Annotated in this window: 32 protein-coding genes and 1 tRNA gene; 24 read left to right on the top strand and 9 right to left on the bottom strand. The window is 68.5% G+C overall.

Annotated elements, in window-relative coordinates; genetic code table 11:
• Positions 1-44 precede the first annotated feature (44 nt).
• Entirely contained in the window at positions 45-614 is a 570-nt protein-coding gene (locus ACFV4N_RS03075) for a TetR/AcrR family transcriptional regulator (RefSeq protein WP_499670825.1), read from the bottom strand.
• A gap of 57 nt (positions 615-671) precedes the next feature.
• Here ACFV4N_RS03075 and ACFV4N_RS03070 point away from each other — a divergent pair, with 57 nt between their 5' ends.
• Positions 672-1703, top strand: coding sequence for an FAD-dependent monooxygenase (locus ACFV4N_RS03070; RefSeq protein WP_499670824.1), 1032 nt, complete (start codon positions 672-674; stop codon positions 1701-1703).
• Here the strand turns inward: ACFV4N_RS03070 and ACFV4N_RS03065 are convergent.
• The 3 genes from ACFV4N_RS03065 to ACFV4N_RS03055 form a co-directional block, all read right to left on the bottom strand.
• Positions 1700-2662, bottom strand: coding sequence for an exodeoxyribonuclease III (locus ACFV4N_RS03065; RefSeq protein WP_499670823.1), 963 nt, complete (start codon positions 2660-2662; stop codon positions 1700-1702). The genes ACFV4N_RS03070 and ACFV4N_RS03065 overlap by 4 nt on opposite strands.
• A gap of 146 nt (positions 2663-2808) precedes the next feature.
• Positions 2809-2970: a hypothetical protein gene (locus ACFV4N_RS03060; protein ID WP_499670822.1), complete on the bottom strand. Its 162-nt coding sequence runs from the start codon at positions 2968-2970 to the stop codon at positions 2809-2811.
• 414 nt (positions 2971-3384) lie between these two features.
• On the bottom strand, positions 3385-6267 hold the full coding sequence (locus ACFV4N_RS03055) for a DNA methyltransferase (protein WP_499670821.1): 2883 nt from the start codon (positions 6265-6267) through the stop codon (positions 3385-3387).
• Positions 6268-7026: 759 nt separating this feature from the next.
• Between ACFV4N_RS03055 and ACFV4N_RS03050 the strand changes: the two genes are divergently transcribed.
• A complete protein-coding gene (locus ACFV4N_RS03050) occupies positions 7027-7674 on the top strand; it encodes an HAD family hydrolase (protein ID WP_499670820.1) in 648 nt (215 codons plus the stop codon).
• A 24-nt stretch (positions 7675-7698) separates the two neighbouring features.
• Here the strand turns inward: ACFV4N_RS03050 and ACFV4N_RS03045 are convergent, their stop codons facing one another.
• Positions 7699-8502, bottom strand: coding sequence for a hypothetical protein (locus tag ACFV4N_RS03045; protein WP_499670819.1), 804 nt, complete (start codon positions 8500-8502; stop codon positions 7699-7701).
• The gene (locus ACFV4N_RS03040; RefSeq protein ID WP_499670818.1) at positions 8448-9008 is read right to left on the bottom strand and encodes a helix-turn-helix domain-containing protein; all 561 of its coding nucleotides are present in this window, start codon (positions 9006-9008) and stop codon (positions 8448-8450) included. Before ACFV4N_RS03040 ends, ACFV4N_RS03045 begins: the two co-directional genes overlap by 55 nt.
• A 319-nt stretch (positions 9009-9327) precedes the next feature.
• On the opposite strand from ACFV4N_RS03040, the gene ACFV4N_RS03035 reads away from it, so the two are divergent.
• Together ACFV4N_RS03035 and ACFV4N_RS03030 are read left to right on the top strand one after the other, a co-directional pair.
• Positions 9328-9627 (top strand): hypothetical protein, encoded by a 300-nt coding sequence (locus tag ACFV4N_RS03035; protein ID WP_499670817.1) that lies wholly within the window; start codon positions 9328-9330, stop codon positions 9625-9627.
• Positions 9624-9983 (top strand): hypothetical protein, encoded by a 360-nt coding sequence (locus ACFV4N_RS03030; RefSeq protein ID WP_499670816.1) that lies wholly within the window; start codon positions 9624-9626, stop codon positions 9981-9983. The genes ACFV4N_RS03035 and ACFV4N_RS03030 overlap by 4 nt, the downstream gene beginning before the upstream one ends.
• A gap of 123 nt (positions 9984-10106) precedes the next feature.
• Here ACFV4N_RS03030 and ACFV4N_RS03025 read toward each other — a convergent pair whose 3' ends face one another.
• Positions 10107-10505 (bottom strand): GntR family transcriptional regulator, encoded by a 399-nt coding sequence (locus tag ACFV4N_RS03025; RefSeq protein WP_499670815.1) that lies wholly within the window; start codon positions 10503-10505, stop codon positions 10107-10109.
• A gap of 132 nt (positions 10506-10637) precedes the next feature.
• Between ACFV4N_RS03025 and ACFV4N_RS03020 the strand changes: the two genes are divergently transcribed.
• From ACFV4N_RS03020 to ACFV4N_RS02965, 12 genes are all read left to right on the top strand, one after another.
• On the top strand, positions 10638-11030 hold the full coding sequence (locus ACFV4N_RS03020; RefSeq protein ID WP_499670814.1) for a hypothetical protein: 393 nt from the start codon (positions 10638-10640) through the stop codon (positions 11028-11030).
• 92 nt (positions 11031-11122) lie between these two features.
• A complete protein-coding gene (locus ACFV4N_RS03015) occupies positions 11123-11311 on the top strand; it encodes a hypothetical protein (protein WP_499670813.1) in 189 nt (62 codons plus the stop codon).
• Entirely contained in the window at positions 11308-11694 is a 387-nt protein-coding gene (locus ACFV4N_RS03010) for a hypothetical protein (protein ID WP_499670812.1), read from the top strand. Before ACFV4N_RS03015 ends, ACFV4N_RS03010 begins: the two co-directional genes overlap by 4 nt.
• On the top strand, positions 11684-11941 hold the full coding sequence (locus ACFV4N_RS03005) for a hypothetical protein (RefSeq protein ID WP_499670811.1): 258 nt from the start codon (positions 11684-11686) through the stop codon (positions 11939-11941). Before ACFV4N_RS03010 ends, ACFV4N_RS03005 begins: the two co-directional genes overlap by 11 nt.
• Positions 11929-12162 carry a hypothetical protein gene (locus ACFV4N_RS03000; protein ID WP_499670810.1) on the top strand — a complete coding sequence of 78 codons (234 nt, stop codon included), beginning with the start codon at positions 11929-11931 and terminating at the stop codon, positions 12160-12162. The genes ACFV4N_RS03005 and ACFV4N_RS03000 overlap by 13 nt, the downstream gene beginning before the upstream one ends.
• A 73-nt stretch (positions 12163-12235) precedes the next feature.
• The gene (locus ACFV4N_RS02995; protein WP_499670906.1) at positions 12236-13618 is read left to right on the top strand and encodes an FtsK/SpoIIIE domain-containing protein; all 1383 of its coding nucleotides are present in this window, start codon (positions 12236-12238) and stop codon (positions 13616-13618) included.
• Between the two features lie 45 nt (positions 13619-13663).
• Positions 13664-14116 carry a hypothetical protein gene (locus tag ACFV4N_RS02990; protein ID WP_499670809.1) on the top strand — a complete coding sequence of 151 codons (453 nt, stop codon included), beginning with the start codon at positions 13664-13666 and terminating at the stop codon, positions 14114-14116.
• 6 nt (positions 14117-14122) lie between these two features.
• A complete protein-coding gene (locus tag ACFV4N_RS02985; RefSeq protein WP_499670808.1) occupies positions 14123-14353 on the top strand; it encodes a transcriptional regulator in 231 nt (76 codons plus the stop codon).
• A gap of 12 nt (positions 14354-14365) precedes the next feature.
• Positions 14366-15133, top strand: coding sequence for a hypothetical protein (locus tag ACFV4N_RS02980; protein WP_499670807.1), 768 nt, complete (start codon positions 14366-14368; stop codon positions 15131-15133).
• A gap of 23 nt (positions 15134-15156) precedes the next feature.
• Positions 15157-16503 (top strand): replication initiator, encoded by a 1347-nt coding sequence (locus ACFV4N_RS02975; RefSeq protein WP_499670806.1) that lies wholly within the window; start codon positions 15157-15159, stop codon positions 16501-16503.
• Positions 16500-16679 carry a helix-turn-helix domain-containing protein gene (locus ACFV4N_RS02970; RefSeq protein ID WP_499670805.1) on the top strand — a complete coding sequence of 60 codons (180 nt, stop codon included), beginning with the start codon at positions 16500-16502 and terminating at the stop codon, positions 16677-16679. Before ACFV4N_RS02975 ends, ACFV4N_RS02970 begins: the two co-directional genes overlap by 4 nt.
• Positions 16680-16804: 125 nt before the next feature.
• Positions 16805-17878 carry a tyrosine-type recombinase/integrase gene (locus tag ACFV4N_RS02965; RefSeq protein ID WP_499670804.1) on the top strand — a complete coding sequence of 358 codons (1074 nt, stop codon included), beginning with the start codon at positions 16805-16807 and terminating at the stop codon, positions 17876-17878.
• Between the two features lie 40 nt (positions 17879-17918).
• Here the strand turns inward: ACFV4N_RS02965 and ACFV4N_RS02960 are convergent.
• Both ACFV4N_RS02960 and ACFV4N_RS02955 read right to left on the bottom strand, forming a co-directional pair.
• Positions 17919-17994, bottom strand: a tRNA-Lys gene (locus ACFV4N_RS02960).
• A gap of 72 nt (positions 17995-18066) precedes the next feature.
• A complete protein-coding gene (locus ACFV4N_RS02955) occupies positions 18067-18258 on the bottom strand; it encodes a hypothetical protein (RefSeq protein WP_499670803.1) in 192 nt (63 codons plus the stop codon).
• Positions 18259-18556: 298 nt separating this feature from the next.
• Between ACFV4N_RS02955 and ACFV4N_RS02950 the strand changes: the two genes are divergently transcribed.
• The 8 genes from ACFV4N_RS02950 to ACFV4N_RS02915 all read left to right on the top strand — a co-directional run.
• A complete protein-coding gene (locus tag ACFV4N_RS02950) occupies positions 18557-19027 on the top strand; it encodes a superoxide dismutase (RefSeq protein WP_499670802.1) in 471 nt (156 codons plus the stop codon).
• A 46-nt stretch (positions 19028-19073) separates the two neighbouring features.
• Positions 19074-19559 carry a GNAT family N-acetyltransferase gene (locus tag ACFV4N_RS02945; protein WP_499670801.1) on the top strand — a complete coding sequence of 162 codons (486 nt, stop codon included), beginning with the start codon at positions 19074-19076 and terminating at the stop codon, positions 19557-19559.
• Positions 19560-19814: 255 nt separating this feature from the next.
• A complete protein-coding gene (locus ACFV4N_RS02940; protein ID WP_499670800.1) occupies positions 19815-20417 on the top strand; it encodes an O-acetyl-ADP-ribose deacetylase in 603 nt (200 codons plus the stop codon).
• 260 nt (positions 20418-20677) lie between these two features.
• On the top strand, positions 20678-21445 hold the full coding sequence (locus tag ACFV4N_RS02935; RefSeq protein ID WP_499670799.1) for a DUF4937 domain-containing protein: 768 nt from the start codon (positions 20678-20680) through the stop codon (positions 21443-21445).
• Between the two features lie 216 nt (positions 21446-21661).
• Positions 21662-22810 (top strand): tRNA dihydrouridine synthase DusB, encoded by a 1149-nt coding sequence (dusB, locus tag ACFV4N_RS02930; RefSeq protein ID WP_499670798.1) that lies wholly within the window; start codon positions 21662-21664, stop codon positions 22808-22810.
• Entirely contained in the window at positions 22803-23261 is a 459-nt protein-coding gene (locus tag ACFV4N_RS02925; RefSeq protein ID WP_499670797.1) for a hypothetical protein, read from the top strand. The genes dusB and ACFV4N_RS02925 overlap by 8 nt, the downstream gene beginning before the upstream one ends.
• A gap of 179 nt (positions 23262-23440) precedes the next feature.
• A complete protein-coding gene (locus ACFV4N_RS02920; protein WP_499670796.1) occupies positions 23441-24304 on the top strand; it encodes a GGDEF domain-containing protein in 864 nt (287 codons plus the stop codon).
• A 210-nt stretch (positions 24305-24514) separates the two neighbouring features.
• Positions 24515-24884 (top strand): hypothetical protein (locus ACFV4N_RS02915; RefSeq protein WP_499670795.1); only part of this gene is annotated, 370 nt, incomplete at its 3' end.

Genomic DNA, 24884 nt, shown 5'->3' with positions numbered 1-24884 from the left:
GGCGAAGGGGAAATCACGAAACGCGTTCGCGTCGCCCCGCTGCGTCAGGTGATCGGGTCCGGGCGCGGTCCGCCGGCGAGGATCCCGCGCAGCACCGCGCGGATCGCCCGTTCGGGGTCGAAGCCGGGGTTCGGGTTGGCGAGCTGGTTCGACAGCAGGCCGTCGACCGCGGCGAGCAGCACGGCCAGGTCCGCGGGCGGGTCCGGGCAGCCCAGGGCCTCGACCAGGGGCAGCGCCCAGGACGCGATCTCGCGCTGCGCCCGGTCGACGTGCCCGCGCAGCTCCGGGCGCTGGGCGACCTCGACGAACAGCGCGTGGCGGGCCAGCGTGGTCGTCCGCTCGGCGGCCAGTTCGGCGACGAGCCCGCCCACGGCCCGCGCGAACGACTCCGGCGTGCCGACGTCGCGGGCCAGCGCGCCCCAGATCTCGGTCTCCCGCTCCAGCAGCCGGCCGAGCACGGCGGCCACCAGGGCGTCGCGGGTGCGGAAGTGGTTGGACGTGGAGCCCTGCGGGAGGCCCGCCTCGGCGTCCACGGCCCGGTGGGTCAGCTGCCGCGTCCCGCCCGTGCCGAGCACCCGGATCGCGGCGTCGAGCACCTGTCGCTGCCTGGTCATCGCTCCGGACACTACACCCGTAGTGTTGATCACTACAGCTGTAGTACGGTGGCGGGCATGAGGAGCGCGGCGGTGATCGGCGGCGGGGTCGGCGGCTTGGCGGCGGCCATCGGGTTGCGGCGGGCCGGGTGGCGCGTCGTCGTGCACGAGCGGGCGGAGGAGCTGCCCGCGACCGGCACCGGCCTGGGCATCTGGCCCGCCGCGCTGGGCGCGCTCGACCGGCTCGGCGTGGGCGACGCCGCCCGCCGGGTCGGTCGGCGGCAACCGGACGGGGTGGTGCGCAGGCCCGACGGCGCGGTCCTCGGCACGCTGGCGGCCGGCGGCGTGCGGCTGATCACCAGGCCCGCGCTGCTGCGCGTGCTGGCCGACGCCCTGCCGCCGGGCGCGATCCGCTTCGGCACGACCGCCGACCTGGGCTCCTGCGACGGGCACGACCTGGTGGTCGGCGCGGACGGCGTGCACAGCCGGGTGCGCGACGCCCTGTTCGACGCGAAGGTGCTGAAGTCCGGCGCGATCGGCTGGCGCGGCACCGTCGACGTGCCGGTCGGGGCCGGCGGCGAGACGTGGGGCCGCGGCGTGAAGTTCGGCCTGACCCCGCGGGCCGACGGCCGCACCAACTGGTACGCGATGACACCGCCGTCGGTCGACCTGTCGGCGTTCGAGGGCTGGCACGACCCGATCCCGCGGGTGCTCGCCGAAGCGCGCGACGTGCTGCGGCACGACCTGCTGCGCCTGGCGCCGCTGCCGTCCTACGTCAGCGGCCGGGTGGCGCTCCTGGGCGACGCGGCGCACGCCATGACGCCCGACCTGGGCCAGGGCGCGTGCCAGGCCATCATCGACGGCCTCGTGCTGGCCGAGTGCCTGACCGACCCGTCCGTGCCGGTCGAGGAGGGCCTGCGCGAGTACGACCGGAGGCGCCGCCGCACCACGCGGCGCCTGGCGGCCCTGTCGTCGGGGCTCAACGCCCTGGCCCGGGTGCGCAGGCTCACCGGCGTGCGCGACGCGGTGCTGCGCCTCGCACTGGCCCTCGCGCCGAAGCGCGAACCGTCCTGGAGCGAGGACCTGGAGCCGGACGAGCTCGCCGGCTAGCGGGGCACCCGCACCGACTTGCCGCCGCGCCGGACCGAGGGGGGCGGCACGACCGGCCCGACGTCGCCGTCCGGCGCCTCGTCGAGGTCGACGAGCACGGGCGCGTGGTCGCTGGGCCCCACGGCCTTGGGCTCGGCCGCCTTGTCCTCCTTGGCCTCCTTGGCCTCCGCGACTTCGGACTCGGCCTTGGCCCCGGCGGTCTTGGCCCCGGCCACCCCCGCGCTCTTGCGCGCCTGCCGGTCCACCCAGGCGGCCTTCGCCCGCGCCGCCACCGCCTCGGAGGCCAGGATCAGGTCGATGCGCATGCCCAGGTCGCGCTGGAACATGGCGGCGCGGTAGTCCCAGTAGGTGAAGATCCGCTCGGTGGGCCACCGGTCCCGCACCACGTCCCGGAGGCCGAGGGCGTGGAACTCGGCCAGGGCCGCGCGCTCGGGCTCCGTGACGTGCGTGTGGCCCTCGAACGAGGCCGGGTCGTACACGTCGGCGTCGGCGGGGGCGATGTTCACGTCCCCGCACACCATGACGTCCCCGGGGCCGCCCGCCACCACGTCCCGCAGCGCCTTCAGCCACTCCAGCTTGTAGTGGTAGTGGTCGGAGCCGACCTCGCGCCCGTTGGGCACGTAGACGGAGTGCACCCGCACCCCACCGCACGTGGCGGCCACCGCGCGAGCCTCCTGGTCGGGGAACCCGGGCCCGTCCGCGAGCCCCTTGACCACGTCGTCCAGCCCGACCCGGGAGAGGATCGCCACGCCGTTCCACCGGGGCTGCCCGTGCACCGCGGCCTCGTACCCCCTGACGGCCAACTCGGCGCCCAGCAACTCGTCGAAAGCCGCGTCGGCGAGCTTCAACTCCTGCAGGCACACCACATCGGGCCGCCGCTCGTCCAGCCAGGGCAACAACCGCGCCACCCGCTGCTTGACCGAGTTCACGTTCCAGGTAGCCACGCGCACCAGGCCCACGTTAGCCGCGCGCGGCCGCTCCCGCCGGACCGGCAGGCCCCCGCCCGGACGCCACCCTGGCCACCCGCTCGCAGGGCCTCCCGGAAAGCCGCGTCCCTCCCCAACCAGCCCAGGACCTCCGACCCCACCCCGGCCTCGCCGTCCACCTACTCGCGCAGGACGTCCGCACACCCGGCGTGCCGACTCGTCCCGGTCAGCACGTGCACCAGGAAGTCGAACGACACCACGTCGGGCCGGGGCCACCAGGGCTCCGAGAACGACCGGCGGGTGGCCGACGCGCTTCGAAGGGTCTTCGGTGAGTCGACCAATGGACAAGATCAGTGAGGACGGCGAGAGTTGATCCGCCCCTCCGGTCCACCGCGTCAGGGCTGCTGCCGGTCGGAGAGTCCGGGACGTCAAGTGCGGCAAAGGTGTAGCGGCGATCTTGAGACACTGCAGCCCCAGGTCTGTGACCTGGGGCTTTGGTGGGCCGCCAGGGGCTCGAACCCTGAACCCGCGGGTCGTGGATCTTGTGCCGTTGTTGAGTGGTGATACCCGTGGTCACCCGCCATCACCTGCGTCCTTCTCAAAAGCGAACATCCATCGTAGACAGATTGAGCCGATCATCTGCCATCGTTTTCCGGGGGTAAGTCAGGGCTTCGATCTTGTTTTTTACAACCCGAACCCTGTACCCGTAGCCCGCCTCGCCCTCATCGAACCGCAGTCACCTCTGCCTTGTCAGCTTAAGAATCCAATCGCCTCAGCGCCTCGGGCGGAAGCAGACGGTGTTCTGATACTTGGGACTCACGCCAGTGATGCCCACCCGGCTCACGAACCCCAACTGTATTAGATGCGAGGTCTTGGTTGATTGCCAGAATTTGAGCAAGCGAACTCTCCTGCGAGGAAAATCCGTAAGCTTGGAGCACGAGACGGTCAAGTTCCTCATGAAGGTCTCGAAGCCAATTCTTCCCAGGCGTTCGCAAAGAATCGTATTGATCACCCAACATTACGCCACGAGCCACCATGGCGGCGCGCCTACTAACGATTTCCGCAGAAACCTCTGCCACTGCCTTTACGGTTTCAACGCTTGGACTTTGCGGCCACGGAAAGGAATCGAACACGGTGGTTGACGTGTACCTGGGATCACCCTTGAACGTGGAGCATCGAGCACGAGTCCAGTCATGGTGAACGCTCGAAGAAAGGACGCCCAAAGAATAGTCATCGTCCATCGCAAATACAGTCAATGCGTCACCTGGATGAATTGCCGAGTCCACAAATTCGAAGACTGCGAGACGATTCAATGAGGCCACCCTCGAAGTGGCGATGTAGCGTTTTCTCGTCGATATCTCCCGCAGCAAATCTTCACGCCTGTAGGCCAATTTCCACCATCGAGCCAAAAAGTTTGCGTGATGCTTGTTTACTTTTGCCTTTGGGTTCTCATTCAAAATTTTAGCGTTACGAGCGGACTCTTTACTGGCAGCCTCTTCCCGTTTTGGCAGAACGCTTGCTCGAAGGTACTTCATGATTGCCGGAATATCGGCATTCGCAGACATGACGTCATCGATCGCAACGTCGATTACATACCTATCGACCGCAGACTTCCAGAGCAGTTCATCCCCTCCTAGAAATGGATGAATATGCCCGGAGTCGAGGCCTAGTTTTACGGCCTGAGCCTCGCCGATGACGAACCCATCACCGCGAGTGACCCCAGGTGTCTGCCCTTGGAAGCAACGTTGCGGCCTTTGATTTGCTAGGAGAGGCTGCGCTCCTCGCACGTCCACGGTTGGCGACAGGCTAGTTGGAATAGTATCGACCTCAAGCCTTAGATCACCATCATTTAGCCACAAAACTTTCGGTGTAACATCAGCATCTTTAATCCAATTTACGATGGATACGAAGACTTTCGCATCTCCCGCCCATGGCTGAGTCGACACTGCATCATAAATGACCCCTCCATTATCTACGATATAATCAAGAGACGCTTTCCTCGAATGAACCTGCCGAATACTGTTCGTTGCAACGAACCCAGCCCTACCTCCGCTTGGCAACCGGTCATGCGCGAGCGGGAACCAGTAGGTAACGAAGTCTGATACTCCACTGACATTCGGATGCCTTTCGGCTAGCTTATGACAATAATCAGCCCCTAGTTCGCCAACCATAAAACGGCGCCCAAGAAATGGCGGGTTTCCAATGATTGCATCTGCCTTTGGCCATGGACTGAAGAGAGCGTCGGTTGCCCGGATGGTGTCACTCAAGTTATCCAAAGGGAGAACATGACGGTCGTCGCCCAACTCGTCGGCAGAAAGCTTCTTCGCGAGCATCATTGTCACTTTAGCCAACTCGACGGCAAATGGATTGACGTCAATGCCAAAAAAGTGATCCGGAGTTACATATGACAACGTACCCTGAAGCGCCAGAACCGGATTACGTCGCATTTCTGAGACGGCAATCAGCGCTTCATGTTCGAGGCGGCGCATTTCTCGATAGGCGACGTAGAGGAAGTTTCCGGAGCCGCATGCGGGATCGAGCACTCTAAAAGTGAACATGTCGGCAAGGACCTTGTTCATTGCCTCAATACCACCACTACCGCGAGTACGAGCCTCCGCGATACGTTCCCGCCAGGGAGTTACGATCGTAGGGCCGACAACCTTCGCAATATCTGCTTGACTGGTAAAGTGCGCACCAGACGCGTGTCGTTCATCTTTATCCATCGACTGTTCAAACAAGGTCCCAAAAATCTCTGGACGCACAGCGGACCAGTCGGTATTAGCTGCCTGCCTAAGTCGCTGAAGTTCATCTTTGCTGATGTCGAAAGGATTTATATCTGCGAACAAACCTCCATTGAAGTAAGGCGTTCCCCGGTACCTTCCTCCAGCCGTGAATCCTGCGGTATTCATCTCCCGAAAGAGATTGAAAAGTAGATCATATGCTGTATCCGTCGGCTTTTTTGTCGCCAAACTATCATCAAGGGCCGCAGTAAAGAAGTGCGCTGGAAGTAGGCCGATGTCCTCTGCAAACATCGCCATTACTGACTGCAGCACGAATCTTTGGGCAACCTCTCGCCTGACTCCTCGTTGGTGCATCTCTCCGAATACACCAGCTACAGCTGCCGCAGCCTCACGAGTGACTGCAACTAGATCATTACCGAATGACGGCTTTTTCTCTTCGGGCAGCAGAAAGGCAAGCGACTCCCAGCGGCTCGCCAACTGATCAAGCGATACTTGCTCGACCGGCGCATCCATCTGCGAGTCAAAATCATAGACCCAAAACTCATCGAAGTTGCACAGCACAACGTAGCGAGGCCTGTTGGGAACCGCATTGACCCAGTAGTCAAAGGCTTGCCGGTAGTGTCGCTTGAGGTCAGAGCCAGATTTCTTCATCTCAACAAGACACCGCGGCTTCCACATAAGGTCAGCAAAAGCAGTGCCCTTGACATCGTTCTTTTTGATTCGCTCTTCGAGAGTTGCACCAGCTTCTTTGATGCCCGCATGGCCAAACGCGCGAAACAAGCGATCAAGAAATATCTGCGCCTCACCCTTCTCGTCACCTTTCAGGTGATTCAAACGCCAGGCGTAGAATTCGTCGATGTTCCGTCGTAGCTGGGGACCTTGAGGGTTCGGCTGCACGGACGCCACTCTACGACTTCCGCACAGACGTGAGCAACATGGCACTGTCTGGAGATCTGCTGGAGTTGTGGTCTATCGATTAGCTTCAACAGACACAGTCAAGCACTGCACCGCTGGCCATATGGCGAGCCAATATGAGCACCTGCCTGCACTTACATGGACCTACGTATGTAATGCATCGTGATCGATGATCTCAGCGTTACACGAGTGGTTAAGACCTTCTACGATGACCCGTTCGCGACATTACAAAGCAGGGGCTTCGTGTCATCCCGCCGACCTGGCTCGTCCCAACCATACGTGTCAAGGGGGCACCTGCCGTCACGACCGGCACATTGGGCCGGGACTGCCCCCTTGACACGTGTGGTTGCCCTCGGGGAGGTCAGTGGGATGACACGTTGCCCCGGCCCACGCTGGTAGCCGAGCTGGCGGTGCCACTCCGGTCATCCTGCTGGCCTGCCGCGCGGCGAGCGCTTCTTTTGATCCTTACGGTCACCTTCGGGGGTCGCTGGCCGTTCTTCGCCGATGTCGGGGCCGGCGCCCTTCCTCGCGTGGCACGCCCGCGGGCCGCCAGGCCCGCTTGGGCGTGCCGCACTACAGGGGCGCGCCGGTCCTTCGGCGTCGGTTGGGCACCAACGGCCAGCGGCCCCCGGAGGGGGCCGCCTTGATGAAGAAAAGAAATTCTGAACACCGAGGTCGTACGGGGTCTCCACGTGCCGGGGGCCTGTCGCGCGCTGAGTGCTGATGGCGTAGGAGTAGGGCATGGTGACGGCGGTGGTGTTCGACGTTGGCGAGACGTTGCTGGATGACTCTCGGGAGTGGGGTGCGTGGGCCGACTGGATCGGCGTGTCCCGGCATACCTTCTCCACGGTGTTGGGTGCGGTCACGGCGGCGGGGAGGGACAACGCCGAGACGTTCCAGTACTTCCGGCCCGGCTTCGACGTTGCCCGTGAGCGGCGGTTGCGGGAGGAGGCGGGGGTGGGTGAGCGCATTGACGAGGGCGACTTGTACCCGGATGTGCGGACCGGGCTGGCGCGGCTTCGTGAGCTGGGGCTATGGGTCGGTGTCGCGGGCAACCAGACCGTTCGCACCGCCGAGCTGCTGCGTGAGTTGGAGCTCCCGGTGGACGGATTGGCGACCTCCGGTGAGTGGGAGGTGGCCAAACCTGCTCCGGACTTCTTCGAACGGGTCGTGGCCATGACGCCCGCGGCGAGCGCCGCAGACGTGCTCTACGTCGGTGACCACCGGGACAATGACGTCGTCCCGGCGAAGACTGCTGGACTGCGCACGGCGTTGATCCGGCGTGGCCCATGGGGCTACCTGTGGGCTGACGATCCGCTGGTCCGTCGTGATGCCGATTGGGTGATCGACTCCTTGCACGACCTGCCCGCGCTGTTGTCGACCTCTTGAGCCGTCTACGGATACGACGCTGCTTCAGCGAGCGCCCGCCCATGCGGCGAGGTCGAGCAGGCCGGAGCTGAGTGAGGGGTGGGTGCGCAGCAGTACCGACAGGGCTTGGCGTACCTGTGGGTGGGCGCGGGTGTGTTCGGGTGCTGCTTGGCGGGCGCTCTGCAAGCACAGGTAGGCGTCTTCGTGGTGGCCGAGGTCGAGTTGGGCTCGGGCGAGGTCGATGTAGTAGTGCGAGCGGCGTTCGGCGGGTAGCTCCTGTGGTGGTCGCCAGGTGGCGGCTCGTTGGATGCCTGTCGGGTCGCGGAGTTCGGCGGCTACGGCCAGCTCGTGGATGCGCAGGGAGGCGGGGCCGAACGCGGTGCCGTGGTAGACGCCTTCCGGAGTGGTTTGGACGGCGTAGCGGGCGGTGAGCAGGTGGTCGGCTGCGATGTCGGCCTTGCCCGCTCGTGCGGCGACGACCGCGGCGCGCATGTGGAGTGCGCCGAACGCCGCTGCGGTCGGGGCCTGCTTCAGGGCTCGGGTGGGGATCTGGTCGGCGGCCAGGTCCAGGGCGCGGGCGGCGGTGTGGAGGTCGCCGCTGGCGAAGAACGTCTCCGTGCGCACGTAGGCCACCGCTGCGGGCAACAGCGGGTCCTCGGAGTCCTGGGCCGTGGTGCGCATGAGGTCGATCAGGCGGGCAGACAGGTCGAAGTAGCGGAACTTGTAGGCCACCCCGTCGGCGGCGCGCAGGGCCAAGGTCAGCAGGGTCGCGGCCTGGCGGCGGTCGTCTGCGGTCAGGAGCTGGCGGGCGCGGGCCAGTTCGCCCAGCAGGCCGGGTAGGTGGCGCACGAGTTCCCGTAGCGCGCTTCAAGGCGGTGCTCGTTCATCAGGGCCACGGCGGTGCGCAGTTCGGCAAGGCTTCTCGTGGGGCCGTCCTCGGGCAGGTCGAGGATGTCGAGTGCTCGGCGTAGTCGCGGAATGGCCACCTGGACGATGTCCAGCTCTTGCGAGCCGAAGGCCGCTGGGGCCTGGTCGACCGGCGCCCAGGTTGGCCGGGGCGAGTAGACGGGGGCCGGGTCGGTGGTGCGGTTCGCGTAGAGGTCGTGGACGTCGTGAACTTCCCGCACGCCGCCGCTGAACCACCGCAGGTGCCGGGGCACGTGGAGGGCGTCGCACCAGCGTTCGAGGCGTTCGAGGTCGGTGATCGGGCGGCGGGTGCGCTCGACTTCGCTGACCCGCCCTTGGGTCAGGTCGAGCCACGCCGCGAGGGTGGTCTGTGAGACCGTGGGGCTCTGGGCTTGGCGGTAGGCGCGAAAGACGCGGCCGATGTGGCGGGACTCGAACGCCTCGCGCAAGTCGGGACGTGCCCAGAACTCGGGCGGCAGCTCCGGGGCGCGGAGTGTAGAGGCCGCGGCGCACTTTCCACACTGGGTGCCCCGGTTGTCACTGGCGAGCCAGGTGTCACACGTGCGGCAGAGCCGCCGAGACGTGGTCACTCCTCCGCTCACCCCCTGCCCGTGCTGCGTCTACTTCGGAGTGTAACTCGCCGGTCACGGCGCTGACCTGCGGATAGTGGCGATGCCATTAATGCCAATAGCTATTCGTATGGGACCGAACTTCCTTACGCGTGAATCTGGTCCGGCAAGGGACCAGCTGTACACGGAGGTGAGTTCGATGGGGCTGTACGTGCTTCTCCAGCCGGAGGAGGACACGGGCGCGGTGCTGGTGGAACGGGCACAGGGGCACCCGTCTTTGGTGGTCTCGTCCGGTGACGCGCGGTTGACGGTGCAGATCGCGGGTCGTGAGGACGGTGCGCGGTTGGCGATCGACTTCGCCCGGCGGCTCGCGGCGGAGGCGACGGCGTTCGCGGACCGGTGCGAGGCGTTGACCAGGCTCGCGCCCGTGGACTTCGAAGCGTTGACGGCGATCGTCGGCACCACGCCGGACGAGGTGGCCGAGGCGGTGAACCGATGAACGACATCGACTTCGAAGGGTTGCCGCCGGTGTGTGATGAGGCGCTGTTCCGGGCGGTGGGTGACTTCCTGGCCGAGCAGGGTGCGCCGCGGTTGTTCGCGGTGGTGCAGGAACACGGCGAGCGCGTCAACGGCCGGGTCGTCGCCTACGGGATGGCGTTCGAGGACCGGGTCCTGATGGCGGCCAACGGCGAGAAGCTCCTGTTCACCATGGCCAGCGTCGAAAGCGCCGTGCGCTTCTACCACCACGAGGACCACGGTCTCCGCGCCCGCGCGGTGTGGCTGAGCATGCTCGACCACGTCCAAGAGGAGGGTGAGCAGACACGCACGCTCGAAGCGTTGCAGGTCGCGGCGTAACGGACGACGTAAGCAGGACGGTCGAGATCGGGGGCGTGATGTCGGGGGAAGGTGGTGAGGTGGGCGGCGACGCGGCAGAGCTGCGCGGCATGTTCGCCCACCTGCTGACGCGGTTGGATGACCTCAGCGGTCGTTTGAGTCGGGTCGAGGAGCATCTTTCGCGGCACCGAACACCTCGGTCTCAACAGCCGTCAAGCGCTGACTGAGGTCGTCCAACGCGCTGTTGATCCGTTCGAACATCTGCCGAAGCTCATGCGGGGTGGGGATGCCCTCCCCCGCATGGGCTTCCGGCTTTCTGACGACGATCGTCCCCTCGCCCTGGCGAGAGATGACCAGTCCTTCGTTGCGCAGCACGTCAAGCGCCTTCTGCAACGTCATCACAGCGCGGCCGTACTTGGTTTGCAGCTCGGTGAGCGAGTCGAGCTTGTCTCCGACCTGGACCTCGTCGGAAGCGATGTGGCGGCGCAAGTCGTCCGCGATCTGCTGATAGGCCGGTCTGGGGTCCGTCGGGTCGAGGGCCATGCACAAACTGTAGCGGCAGAGCTAGCAGTGCTGGAAGTCACTCGAATGGCCTAGTGTCTCTACCAACTCTACTAGCTATGTTGGTAGTCATGACGGGCGATGACGGATCGCCTCTGACCAAGGAGATTCAGCGTGGCGCTTCAGGACCTGCCGGTCGTGCTCGACGGTTACCGGCTGATGATCACCGAGGCCCCGGCCGCGAAGGTGCGGGAGGCGGAGGACGGCACGGTGTCGCCGGTGGTGGACCGGGTGTCGGGTGAGGTGCAGTACGTGGTGACCCTGTTCGCCAAGCCGGTGGCGGTGGAGGGTCGGCGTGCGGGCAAGGGTGAGGAGATCCGCGTGAACCTGCCCGGTGACCCCGGTGAGGGGTTCGAGGAGGGGATGTACGTGGAGCTGGTCGGCGCGGTGGTGAACACCTACGAGATCCCGGACCGGACCGACCCGCGCAAGATCGCCTCGGCGGGCTTGTGGTTCAAGGCGGCGGGGTTGAAGCCGGTGGCGCGTCCGGTGCGCAGCGCGGCCTGACCGCCGGACCGGTTCGGATTTTCTTCTAGCGAGTTTTTCAAGCCGTTTTCGCGGGCTGCTTGTTCTTTGTCAATTCCACAGTGGGTAGAGCCATGCCTGAATCCGGCGCGCTTGTGTGGCGTGCCGGGGTTTTCGGTGATCCCGGAGTTTTCAGTGACTCCGGGGTTGCCGTGGGCTCCGATGTGGAGGTGGCAGTGGACATAAGGACTTTCCTGGTTGAGACGGTGCGAGCCGGCAACGATGCGCTGCTCGCGTTCCTTTGCCTCACGGAGAGGAGGTGAGCGCGGCTGGTGGGTCGTTCGTGGAATATCCGGTCAGGTTGATCCTTCCTCGTCCCGGCGCGGTCGAGTTGCAACAGGCCATGACGGTGCTGGAGCGAATCTGTTCGGATGTGGACGGCTATGCGCTGTCGGTGCGGTCCCTCCGGGTTTTTCGGACGGTCGGCACTGAGGAGATGAAGCCGGTACCGGCCTGGGAAGCGAGGGCGGTGCACCGGCTGGGCAACGCGGGGTTGGTGTTCGTGTTCTCGCGTCGGTTGTTGCTGCGTTCGGGTGCGGTGCGGGCGTGGGTGAACCTGCTGTTCGCCACCCCGACCGGTTTCGAGGTCATGGAGTTCTGGCGGGACCTGAAGCGGCTCGCCGGAAGGGAGGCAGGTGACGGGTAGCGGCAAGGCCGAGGAGCGGTATGCCCAGTTGGTCAATGCGATTGATTTCGTGACCGAGCAGTTCGAGCCGTTGGACAAGCTGATCGCGCGGATGCGGGAGAACCCGGCTCCTCCTGGGTCGTGGCGGGTGACACCGCCGGATGAGTTGCGGAAGCTGCTGGTCCAGGTGCGGCGGAATCTGACGGTGTTGAAGGACCGGGCGGCCCGGTATGAGACGGAGTTGAAGACCCGGGAGTGGAAGGTGTGATGTCACAGCAATTGACCATGACGTTGGAATGCCTGGACAAGGCCATGCGGCAACTGCGCCGGGCGACCGTGGACATCCCGTTTCGGCGGGAAGGTTTCAAGGACGACCACAACGCGTTTGTGCGGTCGGTGGCGGTGTTGCGGACCGCGTTGTCCCATTCCCGCTCGCAGCTCGAACCGGCGTCGGTGCGGCGGCGTCGGCGCGGTAAGCCGCGCTCGTAGTTCTGTTCGTTGTCGGGCGGCGGCCGGGCACCTCGGGGTGGTCGGCCGCCGCCGCATTCACAGGGAGGTGCCGATGAGTGTGTTGTCGTCGGGTGGTTCCCGGCGTTCGGTCGGGTGGGAGTTCCGTACCGCGCGGTGGTTGGTTCGCCACCCCGGCGCGGTGGTCGGCCCCGGCGGACTCGGGGCGTCGATGGTGGAGGTTGGGCCTGAGGTGACCGGCGGTGTCCTCGGCGGCCTGGCCGTGGGCACGGCGGCCTGGTACCGGGCGCATCCGGACACCTTCGATGTCTGGGCGGCGCCGGTGTTGCGGGCGTGGCGGCGCAGGTGGACCGGTGCCTATGCCGGTCGGCGCTGGGTGAACCTGATGGGCTCGTGCGGGTTGACCACGCTGCACCACCGGACCGGCGAAGTCCTGGTGCCGCGCGTGCTGCGGGTGCGCTCGTGGTCACCGTCGATCGACGTGGTGCGGGTGCGGCTGGTGCCGGGTCAGGCGCTGCGGGCCTTCGCCAAGGTGCTGCCGGAGCTGGCGGCGACGCTCAAGGCCGAGCGGGTCGCGGTCGAGCAGGCCCAGCCCGGTGAGGTTGCGCTGATCGTGCAGTGGCGCGAGCCGTTCACCTCGGTCATCCCCGCCCCCGCGATGCCGGAGTCCTCCGGCGCCGTCGACCTGCGGTCGCTGTGCCTGGGTGAGACGGAGCTGGGCCGAGAGTGGCGTGAGCCGTTGATCGGCACCCATCACCTGACGGCAGGGGCGACGGGTTCGGGCAAGAACTCGGTGGTGATGGCGAAGCTGCGGGCGGTCGCGCCGATGATTCGGGACGGACTGGTCCGGCCGTGGGTGTGTGACCCGAAGCTATTCGAGTTCGTCGCGCTCAAACCGATCCTGGAGGGCCGCTACGCGGACAATCCGGAGGACTGCGCGGAGTTGATCGCCCGGTTTGTGACGAACATGGAGCGCAAGCAGAAGCGCTTGCAGCGCCTGGGGAAGCGCTCGGTTCCGGTGTCGCGCGAGCATCCGGTGGACTGGCTGATCCTGGACGAAGTCGGGTTCCTGATGGCCTACCAGTCCGACTACGCCCACGAGATCACCAACGCCTGTGCCGTCATCTCCAGCATGGGCCGGGCGACCAACGACGTGTTGGACGTCTACGTGCAGGAGCCGTCCAAGGACGTGCTGCCGATCCGGGACCTGATCCCACACCGGGTGTGCCTGCGCGTCACCTCGGAGCGGCACCCGGACATGGTCCTGGGCGAGGGCGCCCGCGAGCGCGGCGCGATTGCCGACGAGATCGGCGCGGAGGAGTCCACCGCCGGAATCGGCTACCGGGTCGACCCGCGTTCCCGCACCCCGCGCCGAGTGCGTGCCGCCTACACCAGCGACCGCGACATCACCGAACTGGTCGAGTTCGTCAAGGCCGGTCCGGCCGACCCTGGCGCGAGCCTGCGCGTCGTCGCCTGACCTCCTCTCTCTTCTCGCTTCCTGTCTCACTTCTGGAGCTTTGCCATGCCCAATTCGTTGGACCGCATCATCCGCACTATCCGCTCGCTCATGCGCTCCTCCGGGCTGCCCCGGCCGGACCGGCTGGTCGTCTCCACCCGGTCCGGCTCGGTGCACGCCGAGTTCACCACCGGCCCCGCCCCCGACCGGCTCGCCGCGCTGCTGCTGTGGGTCACCCGCCTGGACGGCGTCACCCTGACCTGGACCCTGCGCCCGGACCGGGTGCTGACCGTGGCGGCCACCGCCCGCAACCGCGCCGGACTGGTCTTCGGCCTGACCGCCTCGACCCACGTCACCGACCTCGGCGCGACCCCGGCAGGCGAGGCCGCGGTAAGCCTCGGGCCGTTCCGCCTGGTCCCGCTGGTGGTCGAGCCGGTCACCTTCGAAGAGGTCGCCCGCCTGGTCCACCTCGGCCGCGCGCTCGCCGCACGCCGAGACCGCACGGCGCGGGCCGCGTGACCCGCCATGGCCAAGACGATCCGACTGCGCGTCGACCAGTTCCGCAAGGCCGCCCGACTGGCCGGCTACCGCTCGGGCTACGCCCTGGCCAACGCCATGGAAGTCGAACGCTCCACCCTCCACCGGGTCCTCAACGGCACCCTGCACCCCGGCCCCGCCTTCATCGGCGGCGCACTCACCGCACTGGCCCCGATGCAGTTCGAAGACCTCTTCGACATCGTCCCCGTCCGCCTGTGAGAGGGGGCTCCGTTGTCCGAACGCAACACCGACAACCAGCGCGAGACCCGGGCTGTGCGGCGGCTGCGCGCACGCCTGGCCGAGTCCCACCAACTGCACAACCTGACCTCCGACCCACTGTTGCACGCGGTACGCCTGGAACGCTTCCGCGTCTCGGTCACCCGCTCCATGTGGTTCTTCCTCGCCCTCGGGCTCGGCTTCACCACCACCGGGGTGCACGAGTTCCTGGCCGGACACCTCGCGCCGGTCGACGGGCTGTGGTGGGGCGCGTGGCTGGTCGAACCCGCCCTGGCGGGCATCCTCGTCACCCTGCTGCGCTGGGAAGCCGAAATGCTCTCCCAGGGCCTGGCCGTCGACGCCGCCCCCGTCATCTGGCTCAAACGACTCCTGCTTGGCGCGACCCTGATCACCAACGTCTGGTCAGCCCTGCGCCCGCCATCGGGGCGGGTCGAGTACGGCGTGGTCTTCCTCCACCTCGTCGTACCCCTGGTCGTCTTCCTCATCGCGGAAGTCATGCCGGTCATCCAGCACCGCTGCAACACCGCCCGCGACCGCGTCACGGCCGCTGTGGCTCCCGTTCCGGCGGCGGCGCCCTCGACGGCTCCTAACACGCCGCGCACAGCGCTCAAGCTCCCGGCCCACCTCCAAGCCGTGCTCGGCACCAAAGCCGCCGAAGTGCGACAGCAGGGCCGCGCCATCACCCCGGCCGACGTACAAGCCGCCGTCAACGTCCCCGACGCCTTCGCCGCCCAGCTCGCCGACCAGCTCAACGCCGCCTGACCACCCGACCGAAAGGAGGCCACTTGGTCCTCACGCTCGAAGACCGCATCACCGACCGGGTCCAACGGCCCGACTACCGGGACTGGCGCGACAAAGTCACCGCCATCGGCGGATGCGCCGCCCCCATCCGCCTCACCGGAGCCTGGCAACTCCACAACCTCGACTCCACGCGGGTCCTGGCCCATCTCGGCGGGGACGTGATGGTCCCCTGCGGCAACCGCCGTGCCTCGGTCTGCCCGGCCTGCTCCGACCGGTACGCCGCCGACGCCTTCCACCTCATGCGCGCCGGCCTCTCCGGCGGCAGCAAAGGCGTCCCCGAGACCGTGGCCGATAGGCCGCGCGTGTTCGCCACCCTGACCGCCCCGTCCTTCGGCACGGTCCACAACCGACCCACCACCCGCAATGGCAAGGCCCGGCCGTGCACCGGGTGCGGGCAGTTCCACCACCCCGACGACCCACGCATCGGCACCCCTGTCGACCCGGACGGCTATGACTACGTGGGCGCAGTGCTCTGGCAGGCCCACGCCGGCAAGCTCTGGCACCGCTTCACCATCACCCTGCGCCGCCACCTGGCCCGAGCCGCCGGCCTGACCGTACGGGCCTTCGCCGACCACGCGCGCCTCTCCTACGCCAAGGTCGCCGAGTACCAGCGGCGCGGCCTGGTCCACTTCCACGCCGTCATCCGACTCGACGGACCCCACGGCCCCCACGACCCCGCGCCCGACTGGGCCACCGCCGAACTGCTCGACCAGGCAGTTCACGCCGCCGCCCGCGCGGTACTGATCGAGACCCACCGGCCGGACGGAACCGTACTTCCCCTGGTCTGGGGTGAGCAGGTCGACGTCCGCCCCATCCGGGCCGCCTCGGCGCACGAGGTCGAGGACGACAACGGGGCGATCAGTGACGGCAAACTCGCCGCCTACGTCGCCAAATACGCCACCAAAGGCACCGGCGCACGCGACACCCCCGACCGGCCCATCCGCTCACAGCTCGACATCGACCACCTGCGGATCTCCGACCACCACCGACGCATGATCCAAACCGCCTGGAACCTCGGAGACCTGCACTTCTACGCCGAACTGAACCTGCGCAAGTGGGCCCACATGCTCGGCTTCCGAGGCCACTTCCTCACCAAGTCCAAGCACTACTCCACCACCTTCAAACGCATCCGCGAGGACCGACGCGCCTACCGCGCCGCCGAAGTCCTCGACCACCTCGGCCTCGACGCCGAATCGGTGGTCGTCGTCAACGACTGGGCCTATGCGGGCTCCGGCTACGCCAACGACGCCGAACGCGAACTGGCCTCCGGCATAGCCGAACGCCTCCGCGCCCAACGCCAACGCAAGTACACAGAGGAGGTAGCAGCGTGAACGAGATCTGGGACATCGAGCAGGTATCGAACTACCTCCGCGTTCCGGTCAACACCATCTACCAGTGGCGGACCAGGAAGTACGGGCCACCGGCCCGACGGGTCGGCAAGCACCTGCGCTTCAACTCGGAGGACGTCAAAGCCTGGTTCGAGGCCCTGCCCACGGAGGCGGCCTGATGGGCAGAAGACCGCTTCCGCTGGGCACCTACGGAAAGATCAGGGTTGAGCACCTCGGCCCCAAGCGTCATCGTGCCCGGTGCCTGTACCGCGACTTTAACGGCAAAACCTATGAGGTTGAGCGCGTGGGCACCAGCCGCGCCGACGCGGAGAACAACCTCAAAGCCGCCATTCGGGATTGGGTGTCGCCCGTGACCGGTGCGACCATCACCGCGAGCAGCAAGTTCCGCGAGGTAGCGGCCCTGTGGCTCGCTGAGGTTGAACGCGACGCGGAACGGGAGTTCCGTTCCTGGGGCACCGTCGACACCTACCGGAACCGACTTGAAGGGCTCGTGCTCCCCGCGGTCGGGGACCTGCGCATGAACGAGGTCTCCACGCCGCTCCTGGACGCCCTGTGCAAGAAGGTCCGGGACAACTCCAGCGCCAGCTCGGCCAAGACCGTCAGGGCCGTCCTGAGCGGCGTCTGCACCTACGCCGTGCAACACGGCGCGCTCGACTCCAACCCGGCTCGGGAGATCACCCGACTGGAGAGCAAGCGGGCGAAGAACCGGCCGCAGCAGTCCCGCGCGCTGACCGCTGCCGAGGTGCTCGACCTGCTCCAGAAGCTCGACCAGGACGAACGGGCCGTGCGGGACGACCTCCCCGACCTGATCAGGTTCTTCCTGGCCACCGGGGAACGGACCGGGGAGGCCCTGGGCGCGCACTGGCCGGACTTCGACCACGAGGCGCGGGAGCTGGCGATGGTCGGGAACGTCATCCGGGCGCGTGGCCGTGGCCGGATCGTGAACCGCGGGAAGACGGAGAACTCCGAGCGGCCCATCCCGCTCCCGGACTGGTGCGTGACCATGCTGGCCGAACGCCGGTCCAAGGCGGTGGACCTCGACGGGCCGATCTTCCCCAGCTCGACGGGCACGATCCGTGAGGCCACCAACGTCCGCAACCGGGCCTGGAAGCCGTTCATCGCCCGAGCGGGCTACGAGTGGGTGACGTTCCGGACGTTCCGCCGAACGGTCGCCACGCTGCTCGACGAGGCGGGCCTGACCGCCCGGCAGATCGCTGACATCCTCGGCCACTCCCGACCGTCGATGACCCAGGACGTCTACATGGGCAGGCGCTCACCGGGCCGTGCCGGGGCGGACGCGCTCACGGCTGTGATCAGCGAAGTTCCGCGCAATTCCGGGGGTAAGTCGGGGGTCTGATCTTGGCACGCTGAAGCCCCAAGTCTGTGACCTGGGGCTTTGGTGGGCCGCCAGGGGCTCGAACCCTGAACCCGCGGATTAAAAGTCCGCTGCTCTGCCAGTTGAGCTAGCGGCCCGCGGTCAAGGCTAGTGGACGGTGGCGGGTTCGTTCGACGGTGGTTGGGGAGTGGCGCGTGCCACACCCGGTGTCAGGGTGGTGGCAGGAACTCGGGCTCAAGCGTCAGGGCCGCGTCCGCGACGTGCTCGGACGGTGGTTCCGCGCGGTGCTGCCCGGGGTCGAGGTGGAGGGGGTGGTCGTCGGCTCGCCGCTGGATCCGGACCGGCTGGGCGACCGGCGCGTCCTGTTCCGCGTCACGCCGGACGTCGCCTCCGACACGCACCCCGCGCTCGCCACCGTCTCGGCTCCTGGCCCGACCTGGTCTTCGCCGGTCTGCACCGCCACATCGGCCCGCGGGTCCGCTCGTCGCCACGTTCGAGGGCCGCAAGGCGGATGGTCGCGGTCCCTGCCGGTCGCGGAACTGGACCTTGGCGGCGGCTTCGGTGTCCCGTACACGTCCGACGAGCCCGACTTCGACCTCGCCGGCGACCTGCTCGCCGTCCCCGTCGAGGGTGTGCTGAAGTCCACCGGAACGAGTGATCATGCTGGAACGCCGCCCCATCGCGGGCTAAGCAGTTCCCATGCACCTCGCCCTGGCACTCGCCCTCGCCGGCTCGCTGCTGACCGCCTCCGGCGACCTGATCAGCTACGACCCGCGCGTGCCGGACGGCGCCCACGCCACCGTGCTGTCCACGCCGACCGACGGCGGGACCTACGTGCTGCTCCACGTGAGCGGCCTCCTGCCCAATCGCGACTACGGCGCGCACGCCCACACGAACCCCTGCGGACCCTCGCCCGCCGACGCCGGGCCGCACTACCAGCACGTGCAGGGCGGGGCGACCGACCCGGCGTTCGCCAACCCGCGCAACGAGATCTGGCTCGACTTCACCACCGACGCGTGGGGCCGGGGCGTGGCGTACTCGCGCCTGGACTGGCAGTTCGGCGAGCGGCGCCCGGGTTCCGTGGTGCTGCACGAGGAGCACACGCACACCGAACCGGGGCACGCGGGCACCGCCGGCGCGCGGCTGGGCTGCCTGACCGTGCCGTTCTGACCTGCGACGATCAAGAATTGTCGTACCCCGCCGGCATGGTGTCCCCATGACCGCGAACACCCGCATCGAGCCGTGGTCCGAGGGGGACCTCGGGTTGCTGCGGCGGCTCAACGCACCGGAGATGACCACGCACCTCGGCGGCCCTGAGTCCGAGGCGCGACTGGTCGACCGGCACCGGCGCTACCTCGCGCCCGGTGACGGCCGGATGTTCCGCGTGGAGGTCGACGGGGCGCCGGCGGGCAGCGTCGGGTACTGGGCGCGGTCGTGGCAGGGGGAACCGGTGTGGGAGGTCGGGTGGGGCGTCCTGCCGGAGTTCCAGGGGCGAGGGGTGGCTCGGGCGGCGGCGCTGGCCGCGGTGGGGCTCGCGCGGGCGGAGGGGACGCGGCGCTGGGCACGGGCGTTCCCGTCGGTGGACCACCCGGCGTCCAACGCGGTGTGCCGCCGGGCCGGGTTCACCTTCCTGGGCGAGGTGGACTTCGAGTACCCGCCCGGTCGGCCGATGCGGTGCAACGACTGGGGGGTGGAGCTGTGATCGAACGATGAGCGGGCGAGGTCCCGCAGGCTCGGCACCACAGGGGCCGGCAACCACAGGGGCCGGCAACCACAGGGGCCGGCAACCACAGGGGCAGCACCACAAGGCTCAGCGCGACAGGGTCCGGCATCGCAGGATCCGCCGACACGGCAGGGGTCCGGCGCCGCGGGTGAGGCGTTCTCCCGGACGTTCCCCGGGTTTCGCCGTGGGTGAAGCGGGGGTGGCAGGCCGTGTCCCCGGTGTGACTATCGGTCCGTGACGCGCATCGGACCGGTGGTACGCATCGAGGTCGTGGTCGGGGACATCACCGCATCCCGGGTGGACGCGGTGGTGACCGCCGCCAACGAATCGCTGCTGGGCGGTGGCGGGGTGGACGGTGCGATCCACCGCGCGGCCGGTCCGCGGCTGGCCGAGGCCGGTTCGGCGATGGCGCCGTGCCTGCCCGGTGATGCCAGGGCGACGCCGGCGTTCGGCCTGGCGCCGGTCCGGCACGTGATCCACTCGGTCGGACCGGTCTGGGAAGGCGGCGGTCACGGCGAGGACGAGGTCCTGGCCTCGTGCTACCGCCGGTGCCTGGAGGTGGCGGACGAGGTGGGTGCGCGCAGCATCGCGTTCCCCGCGATCGCCACGGGCGTCTACGGCTTCCCGGCGGATCGGGCGGCCCGGATCGCCGTGGCCACGCTGCGGTCGACCCCGACGTCGGTCGTCGAGCGGATCGAGCTGGTGGCCTTCGACGAGGACGCCGCAACGCCGCTCGAACGCGCCCTCGCCGAGCACGCCCCCACTGGACCCACCACCACTGGACCCACCACCACTGAAAACGCCGCCACCGGACACGCCGCCACCGGGCAGCCCTGACCGCTGGTCCGACCCGGCACCACCGGGTTCGGTGCCACCGGGCTCCGTGCCGCGCGACTCCGCACCGACGGCCGGCGGCGCTCAGGGCAGCGGCGCTCAGGGCAGCGGCGCTCAGGGCAGCGGCGCTCAGGGCAGCGGCGCTCAGGGCAGCGGCGCTCAGGGCTGGTGAGTGTTCGGGCTGGTGAGTGTTCGGGTGGCAGTGCGGTACGTGGCCGCCTCCTCCGACCGCCGATGTCGGTTGACCTCGACCTTTGTCGAGGTTGGACGATCGGGGGCACGAGGGGGTGCCGGTGCTGGCGAAGTGGATCACTTGTGACGTGCCGTCCGGTTCGCGGGTCGCGTTCGCCGCGGCGCAGCGGGGGTGGTCGGTCATCGCCGACGAGCCCGGGCTGGTCTGCCAGGTGGGCGGGTGGGACTCGCGGACGGGGCGGGCGCACGTGTTGGCGCTGTGGGTCGACCGGGCCGGCCACCGGGCGTTCCTCCGCGACCGGCACGACTCGGTGGCGTCGGGCGGAGGTTGTCGCGACGTCGAGGTGGTGCTCGGTGACGTGCTCTTCGCCATGCCGGGGGCCACGCCGGGGGTCGTGCCGGCAGGGCTGACGGGTGGGGATGTGTCGCTGCTCACGTCCGGGCCGGGGGTTGTGGCGGCTGGGGCGGGGGTGGGTGATGGGGTCCCATCCGGCTCGGGGGGCGCGTTGGGCGTGGCTCGGGCCATGGGCGCCGGTGGTGTGCTGCGGGTTGCCGACTGCCGCTTGGCCGAGGGTGCCGAGGAGCACTTCGTGGACGTCCAGCGCCGGGTGTGGGCGCCTGCGATGAACGCCGCCGGGATGCTCGGCGGGGTCTTCGTCCGTCTGGGAGCCGGTCGGTACCTCGTCGTCACGTCCTGGCCCGATGTCGAGGTGCACCGCCGCTACTCGGAGCGGGTCCCGCGGTTGCGTGAACTGGCCGGCGCGGTCACGGATCTCACCGGTTCGACCGGCCACGTCGTCCCGCTGGAGCCGACTTGGCGGGTCGTGGGGAACCGCTGATCGACAACCCCGACGGTCCACCCCGACGGTCCACCGCGACGGTCAACCCGGCGGCCGAGCCCGGCGGCCGATGCCGGCGGTGAAGGCCGGTGAGCGGCAGTCGGCGGTGGCCGGGAGCTTCCCGGACACCTCGGCGCCGGGCGGTCGAGGGGGTCGGGGGCGGGGATTCGCCGTGTGGCACCCGCCACTGCCCGCGCTGGGCGACAATGGACGGCGATGTCCACCGCGCCCCTCGCCACCAAGCCCCTGGAGATCGGCCAGTACCTGGTCGATCCCGCCGTCGTGCTCGCGCCGATGGCGGGGATCACCAACGTCGCCTTCCGGCAGCTGTGCCGGGAGTTCGGCAGCCCCACCTCGCTCTACGTGTGCGAGATGATCACGGCGCGGGCCGTTGTCGAGCGCGACTCCAAGACCATGCAGATGATCACCTTCGACGAGGGTGAGCGGCCGCGGTCGATGCAGCTCTACGGCGTCGACCCGAAGTCGATGAGCGAGGCCGCGAAGATCATCGTCGACGAGGACCGCGCCGACCACATCGACATGAACTTCGGCTGCCCCGTCCCCAAGGTCACCCGCAAGGGCGGCGGGGCGGCGCTCCCCTACAAGCGGCAGCTGTTCCGGCAGATCGTGCGCGCCGCGGTGCGGGCCGCCGAACCCGCCGGGGTGCCGGTGACGGTCAAGTTCCGCATCGGCATCGACGAGGACCACCTCACCTACCTGGACGCGGGCCGCATCGCCGAGGACGAGGGCGCGCGCGCCGTCGCCCTGCACGCGCGCACCGCGGCCCAGCGGTACTCCGGCCAGGCCGACTGGTCCGCCATCGCGCGGCTCAAGGAGGCCGTCACGAGCATCCCGGTGCTCGGCAACGGCGACATCTTCAGCGCCCGCGACGCCCTGCGCATGGTCGCCGAGACGGGCTGCGACGGCGTGGTCGTCGGGCGCGGCTGCCTCGGCAGGCCGTGGCTGTTCGGCGAGCTCCAGGCGGCGTTCCGGGGCGAGCCGATCCCGCCGGGGCCGCGGCTGGGCGAGGTCGGCGAGATCCTGCGCCGGCACGGCCGGCTGCTCGCGGGCTTCCTCGGCGAGGACAAGGGCGTCCGCGACCTGCGCAAGCACATGGCCTGGTACCTGAAGGGCTTCCCGGTCGGCGCGGAGCTGCGGCGCTCGCTCGCCATGGTCTCCACCCTCACCGAGCTGGACGACCTGGTCGGCAGGCTCGACCCGGACCTGGAGTTCCCGGACAGCGCCGACGAGCCGCGCGGCCGCCAGGGCTCGCCGGCCAGGGTGGTGCTGCCCGAGGGCTGGTTGGACGACCCCGAGGACGCCACGGTGCCCGTCGGCGCCGACGAGCTGCACTCGGGTGGCTGACGTGGTCGTGCGCGGCGTGCTGGCCGCGGTGTGCGCGTTCGCGCTGACCGCCTGCGGGTCGCAGGTCGCCGGCGCGCCGCGCCCCCTCCAGGTCACCGACGTGGAGCGCGACCTGGTCACGGGCTACTTCAACGACCTCAACGACGCGGGCGCGCAGGGCGGCTCCGAGCAGCGCGACCTGCTGCGGGAGACCCAGCACCCGGACTTCGTCGACGAGGGGTGCGAGCTGCCGGCGGGTACCCTCAAGGTGCAGCCCACCATGTCCACGCTGCGCCTGGACCCGACGTGGACGCCGCCCGGCGAGGACGAGCACCCCCGGGGTGTCGTGCTGGTGGTGGCGGTGACGCTGACCGTGCTGCAGGACGGCGCCGAGGTCGGCAGCCAGATCGGCTCCCAGCACGTCGTGCTGCTCAACGGCAAGGTGTACGGCTTCGCGCCCTGCGTCAATTGAGGCGATCCGCGCTCGGTGAACACGCTGAGCGAACAAGATGGCACCTCTATCACGCAAAGTCACCACTTCGGAGCAGTGCACGGTCAACCAGTAGAGGGAAATCCCTCTATGACGCGTCCCGCCCGCTCAAGCGCCGCGTCGTATCAGACGACACCTTGGCAAGTAGGGAGGTGAGCACGATGACCGCACTGCGACCAGAGGTCGCCGAGTTCGACCGCGACGGGCGACACGAGCCGGACGCCGCGGTGGCCGAGAACGACGGACCGGGCCTGGTCCAGTTGCACGAGTCCATCGCGACGCTGCTCGCTTCCCGCGGCCAGTGGCGGCAGGCGTACCAGCACCTGCGCTCGGCGTTCGACCTGGTCTGCGCCGACCAGGACGACCAGCCGCAGGTCCCCGAGCAGTTGCGCCGGGAGGTCGACCGGCTGCGCCGGGAGCACGCCGAGGCGCGCGAGCAGAGCCTGCGCGACAGCCTCACCGACAGCTACAACCGCCGCTACCTCGACGAGCGCCTGGTGGACATCGTCGCCACCCGCGGTTCGATGGCGGCCGGGTTGGCGATCGCGCTGATCGACCTGGACTGGTTCAAGCAGGTCAATGACACGTTCGGGCACTTGTTGGGCGACCGCGTGCTGCAACGCGTGGTCGAGCTGCTCCAGGAGGACCTGCCGGAGGGCGGTTTCTGCGCCCGCTACGGCGGCGAGGAGTTCGTCCTCGTGCTGCCGGACACGTCGGCGGCGGCCGCGGTGGAGATCGCCGAGTCGGCGCGGCTGCGTGTCGAGCGTCACTCCTGGGCTTCGCTGGCCCCCGGTCTGCGGGTGACGGTCAGCATCGGGTTGGCTTACGAACCGCCCGCCGGCGACTCCTCGACTCGCCCGCCGGTCGCCCCCGAGCAACAACTGCTGCGCGCCGACAGCCTGCTCTACACGGCCAAGCAGTCAGGACGCAACGCGGTCGCCTACCGGGAGAACGGCAGGGTCCGCCTGGCGGGTGCCGCTTCCGGGCGACGCGGGGTGGCCGAACCCCGGGTCGCCGGTTACTGATACCAGACGGTCGCTCACCCTTTCAGGCGTAGTCTGCTGCGCGTAACCGAGTACTGACGACCCCTGTATCACCGGGAGTGGTCGTCAGGACTGGCGGTCATCCGTAGTATCGCCAAGGCAAGTGACACGCCGTTGGTGCAACCACTGTGTCCTTGCTGTCGTCAACTCGTGATGACGACCCACTAGTGACCGACGCTGAAGGGAGACCGGGTGCCCGACGAGCCCCGCCGTGGCGGCACCGGACCCGGAGGTGACCAGGCCCCGCAGGACGACCAGCCGACCGGCCGTCGACGCAGGTCGCTGGACGACGGCGGACTGAGCGTGTCCGACCTGTTGGAGCAGCACAGCCGCACGGACCTGCCGCGCCCCGTCCCCCCCGCCGCCGGCCGACGTTCGACGCCCGAACCCGAGGAGCCCCGCGGACCGCTGAACGGCCGGTCCGCGGAGAGCACCGGGCGACGGGCCGCGCCGGAGGCGCCGAGCGGGCCGGACTACTTCGCCCCCGAGGACACCGGAACCCGCCGCACGCCCGCCTACGGCGCGCCGGCGGCGGACCCCTGGCGCGCCACCGCGCCGCCTC

This window comes from Actinosynnema sp. NPDC059797, assembly GCF_042732085.1.
Taxonomy (GTDB): domain Bacteria; phylum Actinomycetota; class Actinomycetes; order Mycobacteriales; family Pseudonocardiaceae; genus Actinosynnema.
Note: the sequence above shows the minus strand (reverse complement) of the source record. Positions and strands in the feature narration are given on the sequence as shown.

What these genes read in the sequence shown, in the direction of transcription:
- ACFV4N_RS03075 (WP_499670825.1), bottom strand. Translation starts at nt 614, where the DNA reads ATGACCAGGCAGCGACAGGTGCTCGACGCCGCGATCCGGGTGCTCGGC.
- ACFV4N_RS03070 (WP_499670824.1), top strand. Translation starts at nt 672, where the DNA reads ATGAGGAGCGCGGCGGTGATCGGCGGCGGGGTCGGCGGCTTGGCGGCG.
- ACFV4N_RS03050 (WP_499670820.1), top strand. Translation starts at nt 7,027, where the DNA reads ATGGTGACGGCGGTGGTGTTCGACGTTGGCGAGACGTTGCTGGATGAC.
- ACFV4N_RS03035 (WP_499670817.1), top strand. Translation starts at nt 9,328, where the DNA reads ATGGGGCTGTACGTGCTTCTCCAGCCGGAGGAGGACACGGGCGCGGTG.
- ACFV4N_RS03030 (WP_499670816.1), top strand. Translation starts at nt 9,624, where the DNA reads ATGAACGACATCGACTTCGAAGGGTTGCCGCCGGTGTGTGATGAGGCG.
- ACFV4N_RS03025 (WP_499670815.1), bottom strand. Translation starts at nt 10,505, where the DNA reads ATGGCCCTCGACCCGACGGACCCCAGACCGGCCTATCAGCAGATCGCG.
- ACFV4N_RS03015 (WP_499670813.1), top strand. Translation starts at nt 11,123, where the DNA reads ATGCCTGAATCCGGCGCGCTTGTGTGGCGTGCCGGGGTTTTCGGTGAT.
- ACFV4N_RS02995 (WP_499670906.1), top strand. Translation starts at nt 12,236, where the DNA reads ATGAGTGTGTTGTCGTCGGGTGGTTCCCGGCGTTCGGTCGGGTGGGAG.
- ACFV4N_RS02990 (WP_499670809.1), top strand. Translation starts at nt 13,664, where the DNA reads ATGCCCAATTCGTTGGACCGCATCATCCGCACTATCCGCTCGCTCATG.
- ACFV4N_RS02985 (WP_499670808.1), top strand. Translation starts at nt 14,123, where the DNA reads ATGGCCAAGACGATCCGACTGCGCGTCGACCAGTTCCGCAAGGCCGCC.
- ACFV4N_RS02950 (WP_499670802.1), top strand. Translation starts at nt 18,557, where the DNA reads ATGCACCTCGCCCTGGCACTCGCCCTCGCCGGCTCGCTGCTGACCGCC.
- ACFV4N_RS02945 (WP_499670801.1), top strand. Translation starts at nt 19,074, where the DNA reads ATGACCGCGAACACCCGCATCGAGCCGTGGTCCGAGGGGGACCTCGGG.
- dusB (WP_499670798.1), top strand. Translation starts at nt 21,662, where the DNA reads ATGTCCACCGCGCCCCTCGCCACCAAGCCCCTGGAGATCGGCCAGTAC.
- ACFV4N_RS02920 (WP_499670796.1), top strand. Translation starts at nt 23,441, where the DNA reads ATGACCGCACTGCGACCAGAGGTCGCCGAGTTCGACCGCGACGGGCGA.